We start from the raw sequence: 13,679 nt of genomic DNA, 5'->3' as shown, positions 1-13,679 counted from the left end.
TTTGCAACCGATTGAAACATGTATGTAACAGATCGGCAAAACCCTGCTCACATAGTTGCAAGTGACTATTAATAAACAATTAAGGGCCGCCAAATGGCAGCCCTTTGAGTGGATTTTGTTACCGCGATCAGTTGGCTTGACGGCGCAGGAAGGCCGGAATTTCGATACGGTCCTGATCCGGATCGGCCTCTTCCTGAAGCGGCGCGGTTGCCTCGGACTGTCGCAAAACGGGCTGCTGACGCGGCGGTTGAGCCGGTGTGTCAGAGGCGTGCCCGGTCATCCGGTCGATCAGGCGATTGAAGCCAAACCGCGAGCGTTCTTCGTGTTCCGGCTGCGAAACTGCTTCGGGTTGACGGGGCGCCGCCGGACGCTGTGGCGCCGACGGAACCTTCTGCACAGCGGCCTGCAAACGCTGCAACGCTTCGGGCGACGGGGTGCCGGCAGCATGCCCGCGCGGTGCCACGAATGCCTCGGGCGCGGGTTCAACATGCTCGGGCTGCGGTTCGAATTCGGCCACACGCGGCTGATAAGCGGGTGGCGGCAAGCCGTCATCGTCACGCTCGACGCGCGGCTGGAATTGTGGCTGCGCCGGCTCTTCCGCGGCTTCGAACAGCGAAGGTTCGCGGTTTTCTTCCGGCTGCGGGGCAGGCTCTGCTGTGTCGGCAGCTACGTGCGCTTCTTCCTGAATATGCTCTTCAGCCGAAACCGTGCGGGTCAGCGGTTCGGACATCGAACGGCGTGCCACCGGGACTTCGGTCGATTTTTCGCTGGCGTCGATGCCGGTCGCAACAACCGACACGCGCATTCCGCCTTCCATGGCGGTATCCAGCGTCGAGCCGACGATGATATTGGCCTCGGGATCCACTTCCTCGCGGATGCGGTTGGCGGCTTCGTCCAGTTCGAACAGGGTCAAGTCGTGCGACCCGGTGATGTTGATCAGCACGCCCTTGGCACCCTTGAGGCTGATTTCGTCCAGCAGCGGGTTTGCAATGGCCTTTTCCGCCGCCTGAATGGCGCGATCTTCGCCTGTTGCCTCGCCGGTGCCCATCATTGCCTTGCCCATCTCGTCCATTACGGCGCGAACGTCGGCAAAGTCGAGGTTGATCAGGCCGGGCCGCACCATCAGGTCGGTCACGCCTTTGACGCCCTGATACAGAACGTCGTCAGCCATCGAGAACGCCTCGGTAAAGGTGGTCTTTTCATTGGCCAGACGGAACAGGTTCTGGTTCGGGATGATGATCAGCGTATCGACAACCTGTTGCAGCGCCTCGACACCATCTTCAGCCTGGCGCATCCGCTTGGCACCTTCGAACTGGAAGGGCTTGGTGACGACACCGACGGTCAGAACACCCAATTCGCGGGCAGCCTGCGCAATGATCGGAGCAGCCCCCGTGCCGGTACCGCCGCCCATACCGGCGGTGATGAAGCACATATGCGCGCCGGCAAGGTGGTCCACAATCTGTTCGATGCTTTCCTCGGCGGCGGCCGCGCCTACGGTCGGGCGGGCCCCTGCCCCCAGACCTTCGGTGACTTTCACGCCCAGCTGCACCCGCGCCGAAGACTGGCTTTGTTGCAACGCCTGTGCGTCGGTGTTGGCGACCACGAAATCAACGCCGTCCAACTGTTTTTCAATCATGTTATTGACGGCGTTCCCGCCTGCACCGCCAACGCCAAATACTGTAATCCGAGGCTTCAGTTCGTCGTGCCCGGGCATCGAAAGATTCAATGTCATGCTCTGTCCGCCTGTATTTATGTCCCGCCAAAGCGGTGTTTTTCTTACCTATCCTTGTTCGATTCTAGCGGCCTGATGCCAAAAGGTCACGTCAAAAATCGCGTTTTCCCACAAAATATGGAGGAAATAAGGCAGAAACCGGCGGCATTTCGCAGGTCACGCCAGATATAGCGGAAACAACGGCGACCATTACTAGACAACCAGCATGAACGCGAGAACACATTCGTTCATCGCGCTCTGATCGACTGTCAACTACATTGCGGAAAACTGCTCAGGTCCTGCCGCGAGGCCTCTTTCGGGCCTTGTGGATATCTTGCGGGATAAATCGAAACGCTGCAACCGGTTTCTTCAGCTGAGCGGTGCATTTGGACAGTCCAGGCCGCGATCCGTCATGGATCGCACTTCCTGTATTTCGCCATCGACGAATGAGGCAAGCCGCACCATCAAACGATCTTCATGCAAAAACGGCCACCAACAGACCGGAATGCCGTCCGGGTCATTGTCGTACAGAAAACACAACTGACCGTTTGGCGTCGTGATCTGCCCGTAGACACAGCCCTGCCCCTCTTCGCGCCAGACCGACATGCGGCGGCTCAGAAATTGTTCGGTTCCCACCAGGCCACCGCTGCGGATTTCGTAGAATGTCAGAGTTTTGCCGACCGCCGCGTCCAGAAACGCCTCGGGCGTGATCATGGTCTGGGCCGAGGCCAAGCAAGGCAGCAGCGCCGGGCCCAGTGCACACCCGCGCAGGACTCTACCAGTTGTCACGGAACCACCGCACGGCGCGCTTGAACGGACGCGCGGCATAGGTATCGACCGGGATTTCAAAATCCCACCATTCATCCTGAGGATGGGCTGCAAACAGGCTGAGGCCGACAGCGGACGAGAACCCGGGCCCGGTGGCTGATTGGGGCAGGCCATGCACGCGCAAGGGGCGGCCCAGGCGAACGCGCTGACCGAGGATGCGCGTGGCCAGCCCGTCCAGCCCCATGATCTGGCTGCCGCCGCCGGTCAGCACGATCTGCTGGCTTGGCATGTGTTCAAATCCGGCGGCGTCCAGCCGGACGCGGACCTCTTCAAGAATTTCCTCGACACGCGGGCGCATGATGCCGATCAACTCGGCACGACTGACGGTGCGGCGGTCGTGTTCCCAATCGCCGGTATCACCACCGATATCAATCATATCCCTGTCGTCGGCCCCGGTGGCATGAACGCCACCATTGAATGTCTTGATCCGTTCCGCCACGGCGGCAGGTACACCCAAGCCCATCGAGATATCGGCAGTCACGTGATCGCCGCCCATGCGCACGCAATCGGCATAGATCATGTGCTTTTTCATGAAGATCGAAACGCTCGTGGTGCCGCCGCCCATGTCGATACAGGCCGCACCCAGTTCCTGCTCATCCTCGACCAGCGCCGAGATGCCCGAGACATAGGCCGAATTCGCAATCCCGGCCAGTTCCAGATCGCAGCGCTTGATACAGCGCACGATGTTCTGGATCGCTGACGAATCCACGGTCAGCATATGCATGTCGACCGCAAGGCTCTGGCCCATCTGCCCGCGCGGGTCGATCAGGCCCGATCGGTTGTCGAGCGCGAAATTCACCGGTTGAGCATGCAGTACTTCGCGCCCGTCACCATAATCCGGCACGTCGCAGGCGTTCAGAACCCGGCCTACTTCGGCCTCGGTCACGATCTGACCGTCCAGATCGACTTGTGCATCCAGCCCGTAAGACCGCGGGTTCGCGCCCGAGAAACAGGCGATCACATGGTCGACGCGGATGTCGGCCATCTTCTGTGCGGCCTGAAGCGCGGTGCGGATGGCACGTTCGGTTTCCTGCATGGCGGTGACTTCGCCGAACTGCACGCCCCGCGACCGGGTGGTCGCGGCACCGATGACGCGAAAACCTGTCTGCCCTGCCATGGAACCGATGGTGTTGTCCTCGCTCAGCCGACCGGTTCCGTCAAAGCGCAGCACAAGACAGGCGATTTTCGAACTGCCCACATCCAGAATCGCAATCACACCGCGTTGCAATGCCTGCCGCCGCATCTGACGCATGGCACGTTGGGACTGATAAAGATCGGTCATCATGGTCGTTACTGCCCGTTACTCACTGTCACTTTTGTGTTCCACCAGTCTTCGCTGGCGGCTTTGGTCATTCGGATGGTAGGACGCTGCCCGAGGCGCATGTCGACCACGGCCACGTCACGTTCCAGAAGGTCCTGTACCTCGTTCACGGCAAGCACGCGTTCCAGCGCACGCACCGGGCGTTCGGTCGGCAGCATGATGCGCTGACCACGGTCCAGCACCAGATCCCAGCGCCGCTCTCCCACGCGCACCAAGCCGCGCACGCGATTGCCCAGGCTGCGCGAAGTCCGCAGAAGCTCCAGCGCTTCGCCGACGTGATCGTCGGCGCCCATCCCTGCGATCAGCGGCAGATCGGCGTGATCCTTGCGAGAGGTGGCTTCCTTGACATGCGCGCCTGTCTCATCCAGCAGCTCAAGCCCCTCACGCGTTCGCCAGACGATTACGGGCTGACGCTCGACGACATCGACTTGCAGGATGCCTCCGGGGCGGATTCTGACGGTTGCGGATTTCACCGGGTCCAGCCCGGTGATCGTGTCGCGGATCTGTTCCACATCCAGATCCCAGGAACTGATCGGGAAATCCAGCGGAACGATTTCACGGATATCTTCGGACAGGTCGGTTCCCGCCCCATCGATGGCCATCAGGTTGACCATGAATTCGGGGCGCTCCTGAATCGAAGTGCGCACATCGGCGATATAAGCGGCAAGTGCGTCGCGACGGTCCTGCGAGGCAAAGAAGATGCCAACCGCGGCAGCGATGGCGCAGATCGGCAGGCCGACCTTGACACCAAGGCGAATGCCCGGCGTCAGCATCCAACGTTGCAGCCGATAGCTGAGACGAGACGGCGCAGGGTCACTGCGCCTCGCAGAGCGGGAAAACACACGCGCACCGCGCAGGCGCAAAAGCGGTTCGGCCTCGTGCGAGTCCGTGTCGGCCGAGGCGAAATCGGCATCCGGCCCCGCAAGTGGTTTGCTGCGGTGGATTTCCAATGAACGACTGGCGATCAGCGGTCGCATGAGGCGTCCTCCACCATCCAGGCGCAGAGCTGTCCGAATGTCATTCCAAGATGAGCGGCCTGTTCCGGGACCAGAGAGGTTGGCGTCATGCCGGGCTGGGTATTGGTTTCCAGCAGGAACAACCCATCGGCACCCTTGCTGTCATCCCAGCGGAAATCGGTGCGGCTGACGCCCCTGCATCCCAAGGCAACATGCGCACGCACGGCGTAATCCATGCAACGGTCAAAGATGTCCGGTGGCACATCGGCAGGCAGAACATGCCATGATCCGCCCGGTTTGTACTTGGCATCGTAATCATACCAACCACCATCGGTCATGATCTCGGTCACGGTCAGGGCGCGGTCGCCCATCACCGTTACGGTCAGTTCACGCCCCGCAACATATTTCTCGACCATGATCTGATCGGGCATGTCTTCGGACAGCTGCGGCGGGCCGTTTGCGTTTTCATGGACGATGTAAATCCCAACGCTGGAGCCTTCGTTGTTCGGCTTGGCCACATAGGGTGGCTTCATCACGTGAGCTTCGACCACCTCGACCTTGGGCACGATCACGCTTGGTACGACGGGCAGCCCTTCGGTCTGGTAAATCTCTTTGCTGCGCTGCTTGTCCATTGCCAGCGCCGAGGCCAGCACACCGGAATGGGTGTAAGGGATACGCATCCACTCCAGCAGGCCCTGCACACACCCATCTTCGCCCCAGCGGCCATGCAGGGCGTTGAAAACCACATCCGGTTTGATGTCCACAAGGCGCGCGCAGAGGTCGGGACCCGCGTCCAGTTCGACCACTTCAAAGCCTTCTCCCACAAGGGCGGCCGCGCATTCGCGCCCAGAGCTGAGAGACACCTCGCGTTCCGCCGAGGGTCCACCCATCAATACCGCCACTTTGGGGTTTGTCCTGCTCGACATACCCAATGTGCGCCTCAATGTCCCCGGACCTTATGTGGTGGTCCGTACTGCGTTTATGCCTTTGATCCGTCGCCTGAATTTGCCTGTTATGGTCTGACGGTCGGGGCTTTATTCTGTCAGCGGATCACCGACCCGCATGATTTCCCACTCTAGCGTGATGCCGCTTGTTTCGTAAACCTTTTTTCGCACCTCTTCGCCAAGACCTTCGAGGTCTGCAGCGGTGGCCGCGCCGGTATTGATCAGGAAATTCGAGTGCTTCGGGCTCATCTGCGCACCGCCAAGCGTCGCGCCGCGCATTCCGGCGTCGTCGATCACTTTCCACGCCTTGAGGTCATGCACGTCATCCGCCTGCCCGGTCGAAGAAAACCCCGCCGGGTTACGAAAGGTCGACCCCGCGCTGCGATCTTTGGTGGGCTGGGTTTCGTCGCGTTTTTTCAACTGTGCCTCCATACGGGCATGGAGTTCTTGGGGACTGCCTGAAGGGCCCTCGAACACAGCCGAAATCAGCACGGCGCCTTCCGGCAGGTCCGTCTGGCGATAGCGAAAGTTCAAGTCTTCGGGCGTCAGGTCCACAAGTTCGCCTTGCCGGGTGACAATCGTGGCCTTGCGCAGAACATCCGCCGTGTAGCTGCCGTAACAGCCCGCGTTCATCCGCACCGCGCCGCCGATCGAGCCCGGAATGGTGCGCAGAAAGGTCAGGTCAACACCGGCATCCGCCGCCTTTCGCGCAACATGCGCGTCCAGCGCCGCAGCCCCTGCTGTAACCGTGTTGCCGTCAACCGAGATCGCGTTGAACCCGCGCCCCAGCCGGATCACCACGGCCCGCAGCCCCCCATCCCGAACGATCAGGTTCGAACCGACACCCATCGGAAAGATCGGGTTTTGTGCGGGCAGTTCCCGCAGGAAGGCTTGCAGGTCTTCGGTATCGGCAGGCTGGAACAGGTAATCGGCCGGGCCGCCGACGCGAAGCCATGTGAGCTCAGAGAGAGGTCGCGCCCGAGACAGGCGACCTTTCGGAACGGGAAACGTTGTCATGCGTCTGCACGCACCGCCAGGCTACGTCCGCCCACACCGCCCATGATCGCGGCGAACAGAAAGGGAAGAACGCCAGCGGTCAGCCAGACCAGCGGGCCGAACGCCTGTTCCTCTTCGCCGGTGCCAATACCGGCCAGTACCACGATCAACGCCAGCCCGACGGCCGAGGCCAGACCGATCAGCCACAACAAGCCGCGCAGGCCCAGCCAACGGCCCGCCGTAAAACCGGCGGCGGCACCTAGCAGGAAAGAAAGAATTGGCAGATAGGCAAATGTGGCGACGGACGCCATGGCGGACCTCCTGAAACTGGCCGGTTATTCGTCAGCCGCCTTCATGCCCTGCATTTTCATCTTTGTCCAACGGGTCAGATAAATCACGGGCCAGCGCAGCACGGACATACCCATGGCCAGCACCAGCAAGCCGATCCACGGGCCGTTCTGATAGGTGACATACCCCAGAATCGGAATGCCCACGGCGATCAGGATATAGGCGCGTGTCCAGTGGTTGTCTTTGCTCGGGATCATTGCCAGCAGATTCGCGGAAACGCCCCACAGACCGGCAAGGGCGATGGACCAGTTCATTCCATGACCTCCCCGCGCACCCATTTTCGCCAGTAATACCGGATGGGGTTGCGGAACATCGAAACGAATCCGCCGAAGGCGAAAACCGACCAGAACCAACCGTGATCATAACCCAGCCAGACGATCAGTACCGGAGCGCAGATCAGCAGGGTCACGCCCGGCGGAAACTGCATTCGCATCGGCAAGAACGCCACGATCGTGGCGCAGATCACCCAAAGGGCGGCAATGATCATCGAATAGTCCATCTGTCCCCTCCGAGGACATGCGGCGGCTGCGGGCAACTTTTTACACTTTCAGGTTGTGCACCAAACAGAAGGGAAGTCAAACAGCTTGTTTTCGTTGCAATCTCTCAGGCAGACCATTGGCCCAGGCGCTGATCGTACCGGCCCCGAGGCAGACTACGATATCGCCCGGGCGGGCCTGCTCTCGCACAAGCCGCTCAAGATCGTTTTCGTCAAACAGCGCGCGGGCGTGGCGGTGGCCGTGACGGATCAGACCCTGCACCAGATCGTCGCGCGATGCGCCTTCGATCGGGTCTTCACCAGCCGCGAAGATATCGGCGATAGCCACGACATCGGCGTCATTGAAGCAGGTGCAGAAATCATCGAACAGATTGGACAGGCGCGAATAACGGTGCGGCTGGTGCACGGCGATTACGCGGCCTTCGGTCGCCTGTCGCGCGGCCTTCAGGACTGCGGTGATTTCAACGGGGTGGTGGCCATAGTCGTCGATGATGGTGACACCGTCGACCTCTCCGACCTTGGTAAAGCGGCGATTGACGCCGCCGAAATTGGCCAGTGCCTCGCGAATTTCCGAGGCTTTCATGCCCAGATGGCGGGCAACAGCCACGGCGGACAAAGCGTTCGAGACGTTGTGGTCGCCGGGCATCGGCAGAGTGCAGCCTTCAATCACCTTGTCTTCGTATTGCAGGTGAATGTCGAAATGCGCGACGCCGCCCTTGTAGGTCAGGTTCTCGGCCCGCACATCGGACTGCGCGTTGAAGCCATAGGTGCGCACGCGGCGGTCGGTGATGCGGCCGACAAGCGCCTGCACCTCAGCATGGTCGGTGCAACACACAGCCAGCCCGTAAAAGGGGATATTCGATACGAATTCATGGAAACCCGCGCGCAACTTGTCGAAATCGCCCCAATGCTCCATATGCTCGGGGTCGATATTGGTGACGATGGCGATGGTCGCGGGCAGGCGGTTGAACGAGCCGTCGCTCTCGTCCGCTTCGACCACCATCCATTCGCCCTGTCCCATCCGGGCGTTCGAGCCGTAGGCATGGATGATGCCGCCATTGATCACGGTCGGGTCAAAATCCCCTGCCACCATCAGTTCGGCCATCATCGTGGTCGTGGTGGTCTTGCCGTGAGTCCCGGCGATGGCGATGTTGGATTTCAGCCGCATCAGTTCGGCCAGCATGTCAGCCCGGCGCACCACCGGAAGGCCGCGGGCACGGGCGCCGTCAAGCTCGGGGTTGCCCGGTTTGATCGCGGTCGAGACCACCACAACGGCCGCGTTTTCAAGGTTTTCCGCGCGCTGACCGACAAAGATCTCGGCCCCCAGACTTGCCAGCCGGTCGGTGATCTTCGATGCCTTCAGGTCCGAGCCCTGAACCCGGTACCCCAGATTGAGCAGCACCTCGGCGATACCCGACATTCCGATCCCGCCGATCCCCACAAAGTGAATCGGCCCTACGTCCTGCGGCAGTTTGGTTGCTGGGTTCATGTGGTCTCCTTCTGCGCCAATTGTTCAACAAGGGCTGTCAGACGCTCGGTGGCGTCAGGTGCCCCGACGGACAAGGCGGCATGGGCCATTTTCTGTGCGGCTTCGGGGTTCGTGAGAACCGTGGTGATTTGCTGTGTCAGCGCAGGAACGTCAAGAGCCTTTTCCGGGATCATGATGGCCCCGCCCGCCTGCACCAAGCCCCGTGCGTTGGCTGTCTGGTGATCTCCGGCGGCGGCGGCAAAGGGGATCAGGATCGACGGGCGCCCGATGACCGAGATATCGGCAACGCTGGACGCGCCAGACCGCGAGATCACCAGTTGGGCATCCGACATGCGACGGGGGACATCATCAAAGAAGGGCTGCACGTCGGCGCGGATGCCGTGTTCGTTGTAGAAGGCTGTGACGCGCTCGCCATCCTCGTCCCGGGCCTGATGCGCCACGCGGATGTGAGTGCGGATTTCTTCGGGCAGTGCGGCGATGGCACCAGGCACCACATCGCTGAGGATGCGTGCGCCTTGCGAACCGCCCATGACAAGGACCGACATCGGATAATCACCGGGCGGAATGTAACCGGCCGCGGCGCGGTCCAGAACGGCGGACCGGACCGGGTTTCCGGTGTGGATGCCATGCGCGCCCTCGGGCAGGTCCGTGGGCCACACACCACAGGCCACCTGCGCGACACGGGCGGCGAACAACTGGTTCACACGCCCCAGCACCCCGTTCTGTTCGTGGATCATGCGGGGGATTTTGAGCATGGTCGCAGCGCTCAGCGCCGGGATCGAGGGATACCCGCCGAAACCCACAACGACGTCGGGCTTGTCCCGCACCATCTGGAACACCATGCCAGCCACGCCACCGGCGATCTTGGGGCCGGCCATGGCCTTGGCCGCCAGACCGCCACGCGCGAAAGTGGCCGATGATGCCTCGACGATCTCGGTCGAATGCGGGAAACCACCGGTATAGCGGGCGCCGCGCGGGTCGGTGGACAGGCGCACGCGCCAGCCCTTGTTCAGCATCGCCTCGGCCAGCGCCTGAGCCGGGAACATGTGCCCCCCGGTCCCGCCAGCCGCAATCAACAGGTAAGGGTTCGCCATTATCCTCGTCCGCGCAGAATTTCGCCAAGCTCGCCCTGTGGGCGGGTTCGGGTGAAGGCCAGCAGCATTCCGACCGCAATACCGCCTGCAATCAGGGATGAGCCGCCATAGCTGACAAAAGGCAGCGTCATTCCCTTCGCGGGCAGCAGACGTACCGCAACACCCATGTTGATCATCGCCTGCACGCCGAACATGCATGCCAGACCGGTGCCCGCCAGGCGGATGAACATGTCGCGTTCCCGCATCAGGCGCAGCAACGAACGTACCACGACCAACGAATAAAGCGCGATGATGATCAGCACCAGGATCAGGCCGTATTCCTCGGCCGCGACCGCGATGATGAAATCGGTATGCGCGTCCGGCAGCGACCACTTGACCTGCCCCTCACCCACGCCGACACCGAACAGCCCCCCTTCGCGGATGGCGTTGGTGGCATAGCCTAACTGGGTGGTCGGATCGACCTCTTGATTCAGAAAGCCATCGATACGGCGGGCAAAGTGTTCAGAATTGGAATAGGCGAACATACCGCCCAGAACAACAAACCCGGCCATTCCAACCAGCAGCAGCATCGGCGCCCCGGCGACAAAATACATCACCCCCCAGCCGAACAGGATCAGGCAGGCCTGACCGAAATCAGGTTGCATCACCAGCATACCGACAATCGCCATGCACAGGGCAAACGACCAGATTCGCCCCGGCGGGCCGTTGATCTCTTGTGAGGCAGCCAGCAGCCATGCAGCAACGACGATGAAGCCGGGCTTCAGAAACTCGGACGGCTGAAGCGAGGCGAACCCCAGCGAATACCAGCGCACCGCGCCCTTGCCAAAGTCGGTCCCGAAGACGGGCAGGAAAACCAGTGCCACGAAGGCCCCCAGGAAACCCAGCACCGCCAAACGACGCACCAGCGTCGGTGACATCATCGAGGTCAGAAGCATCGCAATCAGCGCCAATCCGCCGAAGATGGCCTGACGTTCGACATAATGGAACGGATCGAACCCGTTTCGCCCGGCCAGCGGTGGCGAAGACGCCAGCCCCAGCAACAGACCGATGGCAAACAGGATCAGAACGCAGGACATCGTCCAGCGATCGATTGTGCGCCACCATTTCGGTAGAATCGGTTCTCCGCGCTGGTCCTGGACCGCGCCATACACCATCTCAGTCATGAGATACCGCCACTCTCTGCCTCGTCAACGCCCCGTTTTCGGGGTCTGATTGAGACTCTACAGGGATTTTTGTGTTTGGGCTAGTAGGATGAAGCCACAAGGCATAAATCGACCTTCCAGGCCCAAAGCACCCCCGGCTGCACGTGGCGGCCCGTGGTTATTGCAGCTTTGGACACACCGCTTGGCGGAGCGGCGCGCGTTGATCCACAAGGCGGGTTGCTATGCATTATTCCTTGATCGGATATCGGTCGGGTTCCTCAAACACGTCAATGACGCGAGACCCCGCCTTGATGGTCCCTCCGTGCGCGACTCCGCTTGGGATCGAGTAGCTGTCGCCGGGGCCGTAGATGCGGGTCTGGCCACCGATCGTGAGTTCAATTTCACCCTCAACCACCGTCCCCCATTGGGCACCATGCGAATGCAGGGGAAGCTCCATGTCCTTAAGAAAAGTGAAGAAAGCGACCAGCCCTGCATCTGATCGAATGACGGCCGTCTGCACCACGTCTTCAGGAAAAGGCACATCCAGTTTTGGAAATGACGAAATAAATTCGGGGAATTGCATTCAGAGTTCCTTTTGCCAGTTTGTCTTGTCAAAACCTCTTTGCGGTATGGCCGCAGCATGTCAGTGCGCTGGAACTCTGGCAATCGCCCTGTCAGCCGACTTCGAATTTGAGAGAACGCGGCGAGCGCGCGCCGCGCGACTTCGGCATGGGCTCTTGCCATCTTGTTTAATCCACGCCATCCCCCGCGCATGACCTACGACACGATCATCCTTGGGGCCGGGGCTGCCGGCATGATGTGTGCGGCCCATTGCGGTGGGCGCGTGCTGGTGATTGACCATGCCAAGGCACCCGGCGAGAAAATCCGCATCTCGGGCGGGGGGCGCTGCAATTTCACCAACATGTATGCCGGGCCGGGCAACTTCCTGTCGCGAAACCCGCATTTCTGCAAATCCGCCCTTTCACGGTACACGCAATGGGATTTCATCGATCTGGTCGAGCGTCACAACATCGCCTGGCATGAGAAAACATTGGGCCAGTTGTTCTGCGATGGCTCTTCGAAACAGATCATCCGGATGTTGCTGGATGAAATGAGCGGTGCAGGAGCAGAGCTGTGGGTTCAAACCTTGCTGCGCGATCTGCGCAAGACCGAAGGCGGCTTTGCGCTGGAGGTGGAGCGTGACGGGCAACGGCAGCACCTGACCTGCGCCAATCTGGTGCTGGCGACGGGCGGGAAATCGATTCCCAAGATGGGCGCTACCGGGCTGGCCTATGACATCGCGCGCCAGTTCGGGTTGCGGATGACCGAGACTCGGGCGGCGCTGGTGCCTTTCACCTTCTCGGACGGGCGGTTCAAGGACCTGTCCGGCGTTTCACTTCCCGTGCGACTGTCGAATGATCGCGCCAGCTTCGACGAGGCGCTGCTGTTCACCCATCGCGGTCTCAGCGGGCCGTCGGTGTTGCAACTGTCGTCATACTGGCGCGAAGGTGAGGCAATCCAGGTGAACCTGATCCCCGACCTGCCCCTGTTGGATCTGTTGCGCGCACAGCGGCAAAGCGCTGGCCGCAAGGCGCTGACCACTGAACTGGCGCGGCATCTGCCGGCCCGGCTGGTCGATTACCTGTGTCGGATCATTCCGATGTCCGGGAAGCTGGCGGATCAGTCGGACGCGAAACTGGCCGAACTGACCTCGGCCTTGTCTGCGTGGCAACTGGTGCCGTCGGGGACCGAGGGGTATCGCACCGCCGAAGTCACCTTGGGCGGGATCAACACGGATGACTTGTCTTCGAAAACGATGGAGGCCAGGGATGTCCCCGGCCTCTATGCAATTGGCGAAGCAGTTGATGTCACCGGTTGGTTGGGCGGCTACAACTTCCAGTGGGCATGGTCGTCAGGCCATGCTGCAGGTGTTGCAATTGCCGCCGGACGCTAGCCTACGACGTTGTAGCCACGCCCGCGCATGCAGTTGCGCACGATCACTTCCTTGTTCTGGTTTTTATTGATGACGTCTGCGCCAGCGCCTACCAGGGCACCTGCCACAGCCGCGCGACCAAGATTGTCGCTGCTGTCCTGAACGATCCCGGTAACGGCCGCAGCACCCGCTGCGCCAATTGCTGCATTCCCCGCGGTAGAGCCATCAACGCTGCTCTGCGATGCCGCCAGTTGTTGGCATTGCTGCAGGTCCACGTTGTAATTCGGGCCGACCGGACCGTCGACGATGGGCTGATAGTTAGCACCCGTGTTCGTACAGGCCCCCGCAACAAGAATGGCAGGTAGGATCAGAGAAAGTCTACGAAATGGCATAGTCATAACCTCGTGTTGAATCTGCTGGC

Annotated in this window: 15 protein-coding genes; 1 reads left to right on the top strand and 14 read right to left on the bottom strand. The window is 61.0% G+C overall.

Features of this window, described 5'->3' with window-relative positions; translation table 11 throughout:
• Positions 1-127: 127 nt before the first annotated feature.
• The 13 genes from ftsZ to I9184_RS01955 form a co-directional block, all read right to left on the bottom strand.
• A complete protein-coding gene (gene ftsZ, locus I9184_RS02015) occupies positions 128-1,732 on the bottom strand; it encodes a cell division protein FtsZ (RefSeq protein ID WP_209832528.1) in 1,605 nt (534 codons plus the stop codon).
• Between the two features lie 348 nt (positions 1,733-2,080).
• The gene (locus I9184_RS02010; protein ID WP_209832526.1) at positions 2,081-2,500 is read right to left on the bottom strand and encodes a hypothetical protein; all 420 of its coding nucleotides are present in this window, start codon (positions 2,498-2,500) and stop codon (positions 2,081-2,083) included.
• Positions 2,487-3,821 carry a cell division protein FtsA gene (gene ftsA, locus I9184_RS02005; RefSeq protein ID WP_170344711.1) on the bottom strand — a complete coding sequence of 445 codons (1,335 nt, stop codon included), beginning with the start codon at positions 3,819-3,821 and terminating at the stop codon, positions 2,487-2,489. The genes I9184_RS02010 and ftsA overlap by 14 nt, the downstream gene beginning before the upstream one ends.
• Positions 3,822-3,829: 8 nt before the next feature.
• A complete protein-coding gene (locus I9184_RS02000; protein ID WP_171631006.1) occupies positions 3,830-4,837 on the bottom strand; it encodes a cell division protein FtsQ/DivIB in 1,008 nt (335 codons plus the stop codon).
• On the bottom strand, positions 4,825-5,748 hold the full coding sequence (locus I9184_RS01995; RefSeq protein WP_209832524.1) for a D-alanine--D-alanine ligase: 924 nt from the start codon (positions 5,746-5,748) through the stop codon (positions 4,825-4,827). The genes I9184_RS02000 and I9184_RS01995 overlap by 13 nt, the downstream gene beginning before the upstream one ends.
• 102 nt (positions 5,749-5,850) lie before the next feature.
• On the bottom strand, positions 5,851-6,777 hold the full coding sequence (murB, locus tag I9184_RS01990; protein WP_209832522.1) for a UDP-N-acetylmuramate dehydrogenase: 927 nt from the start codon (positions 6,775-6,777) through the stop codon (positions 5,851-5,853).
• Positions 6,774-7,067 (bottom strand): hypothetical protein, encoded by a 294-nt coding sequence (locus I9184_RS01985; RefSeq protein ID WP_152458656.1) that lies wholly within the window; start codon positions 7,065-7,067, stop codon positions 6,774-6,776. Before I9184_RS01985 ends, murB begins: the two co-directional genes overlap by 4 nt.
• Positions 7,068-7,091: 24 nt before the next feature.
• The gene (locus I9184_RS01980; RefSeq protein WP_171114920.1) at positions 7,092-7,358 is read right to left on the bottom strand and encodes a DUF2484 family protein; all 267 of its coding nucleotides are present in this window, start codon (positions 7,356-7,358) and stop codon (positions 7,092-7,094) included.
• Positions 7,355-7,603: a DUF2484 family protein gene (locus I9184_RS01975; protein WP_171631000.1), complete on the bottom strand. Its 249-nt coding sequence runs from the start codon at positions 7,601-7,603 to the stop codon at positions 7,355-7,357. Before I9184_RS01975 ends, I9184_RS01980 begins: the two co-directional genes overlap by 4 nt.
• Positions 7,604-7,679: 76 nt before the next feature.
• Positions 7,680-9,089 (bottom strand): UDP-N-acetylmuramate--L-alanine ligase, encoded by a 1,410-nt coding sequence (gene murC, locus I9184_RS01970; protein WP_171630998.1) that lies wholly within the window; start codon positions 9,087-9,089, stop codon positions 7,680-7,682.
• Positions 9,086-10,183: a UDP-N-acetylglucosamine--N-acetylmuramyl-(pentapeptide) pyrophosphoryl-undecaprenol N-acetylglucosamine transferase gene (locus I9184_RS01965; protein WP_209832520.1), complete on the bottom strand. Its 1,098-nt coding sequence runs from the start codon at positions 10,181-10,183 to the stop codon at positions 9,086-9,088. Before I9184_RS01965 ends, murC begins: the two co-directional genes overlap by 4 nt.
• Positions 10,183-11,346 carry a putative lipid II flippase FtsW gene (gene ftsW, locus I9184_RS01960; RefSeq protein ID WP_171362489.1) on the bottom strand — a complete coding sequence of 388 codons (1,164 nt, stop codon included), beginning with the start codon at positions 11,344-11,346 and terminating at the stop codon, positions 10,183-10,185. The genes I9184_RS01965 and ftsW overlap by 1 nt, the downstream gene beginning before the upstream one ends.
• Before the next feature lie 226 nt (positions 11,347-11,572).
• Complete coding sequence (locus tag I9184_RS01955) at positions 11,573-11,908, bottom strand: cupin domain-containing protein (protein WP_209832518.1); 336 nt, start codon at positions 11,906-11,908, stop codon at positions 11,573-11,575.
• A gap of 189 nt (positions 11,909-12,097) precedes the next feature.
• Here I9184_RS01955 and I9184_RS01950 point away from each other — a divergent pair, with 189 nt between their 5' ends.
• Complete coding sequence (locus I9184_RS01950) at positions 12,098-13,279, top strand: NAD(P)/FAD-dependent oxidoreductase (protein WP_171630994.1); 1,182 nt, start codon at positions 12,098-12,100, stop codon at positions 13,277-13,279.
• On the opposite strand, the gene I9184_RS01945 is transcribed toward I9184_RS01950, so the two are convergent.
• The gene (locus I9184_RS01945) at positions 13,276-13,650 is read right to left on the bottom strand and encodes a glycine zipper family protein (protein ID WP_245217959.1); all 375 of its coding nucleotides are present in this window, start codon (positions 13,648-13,650) and stop codon (positions 13,276-13,278) included. The genes I9184_RS01950 and I9184_RS01945 overlap by 4 nt on opposite strands.
• Positions 13,651-13,679: the final 29 nt, after the last annotated feature.

This window comes from Ruegeria sp. HKCCE3926, from assembly GCF_017872515.1.
Lineage (GTDB): Bacteria > Pseudomonadota > Alphaproteobacteria > Rhodobacterales > Rhodobacteraceae > Ruegeria.
The sequence above is the reverse complement of the archived record's forward strand: the minus strand, read 5'-3'. Positions and strand labels throughout refer to the sequence as shown.

Coding starts and splice junctions, on each gene's coding strand:
- ftsZ (WP_209832528.1), bottom strand. CDS start 1,732: ATGACATTGAATCTTTCGATGCCCGGGCACGACGAACTGAAGCCTCGG.
- ftsA (WP_170344711.1), bottom strand. CDS start 3,821: ATGACCGATCTTTATCAGTCCCAACGTGCCATGCGTCAGATGCGGCGG.
- I9184_RS02000 (WP_171631006.1), bottom strand. CDS start 4,837: ATGCGACCGCTGATCGCCAGTCGTTCATTGGAAATCCACCGCAGCAAA.
- murB (WP_209832522.1), bottom strand. CDS start 6,777: ATGACAACGTTTCCCGTTCCGAAAGGTCGCCTGTCTCGGGCGCGACCT.
- I9184_RS01985 (WP_152458656.1), bottom strand. CDS start 7,067: ATGGCGTCCGTCGCCACATTTGCCTATCTGCCAATTCTTTCTTTCCTG.
- I9184_RS01980 (WP_171114920.1), bottom strand. CDS start 7,358: ATGAACTGGTCCATCGCCCTTGCCGGTCTGTGGGGCGTTTCCGCGAAT.
- I9184_RS01975 (WP_171631000.1), bottom strand. CDS start 7,603: ATGGACTATTCGATGATCATTGCCGCCCTTTGGGTGATCTGCGCCACG.
- murC (WP_171630998.1), bottom strand. CDS start 9,089: ATGAACCCAGCAACCAAACTGCCGCAGGACGTAGGGCCGATTCACTTT.
- I9184_RS01965 (WP_209832520.1), bottom strand. CDS start 10,183: ATGGCGAACCCTTACCTGTTGATTGCGGCTGGCGGGACCGGGGGGCAC.
- ftsW (WP_171362489.1), bottom strand. CDS start 11,346: ATGACTGAGATGGTGTATGGCGCGGTCCAGGACCAGCGCGGAGAACCG.
- I9184_RS01955 (WP_209832518.1), bottom strand. CDS start 11,908: ATGCAATTCCCCGAATTTATTTCGTCATTTCCAAAACTGGATGTGCCT.
- I9184_RS01950 (WP_171630994.1), top strand. CDS start 12,098: ATGACCTACGACACGATCATCCTTGGGGCCGGGGCTGCCGGCATGATG.
- I9184_RS01945 (WP_245217959.1), bottom strand. CDS start 13,650: ATGCCATTTCGTAGACTTTCTCTGATCCTACCTGCCATTCTTGTTGCG.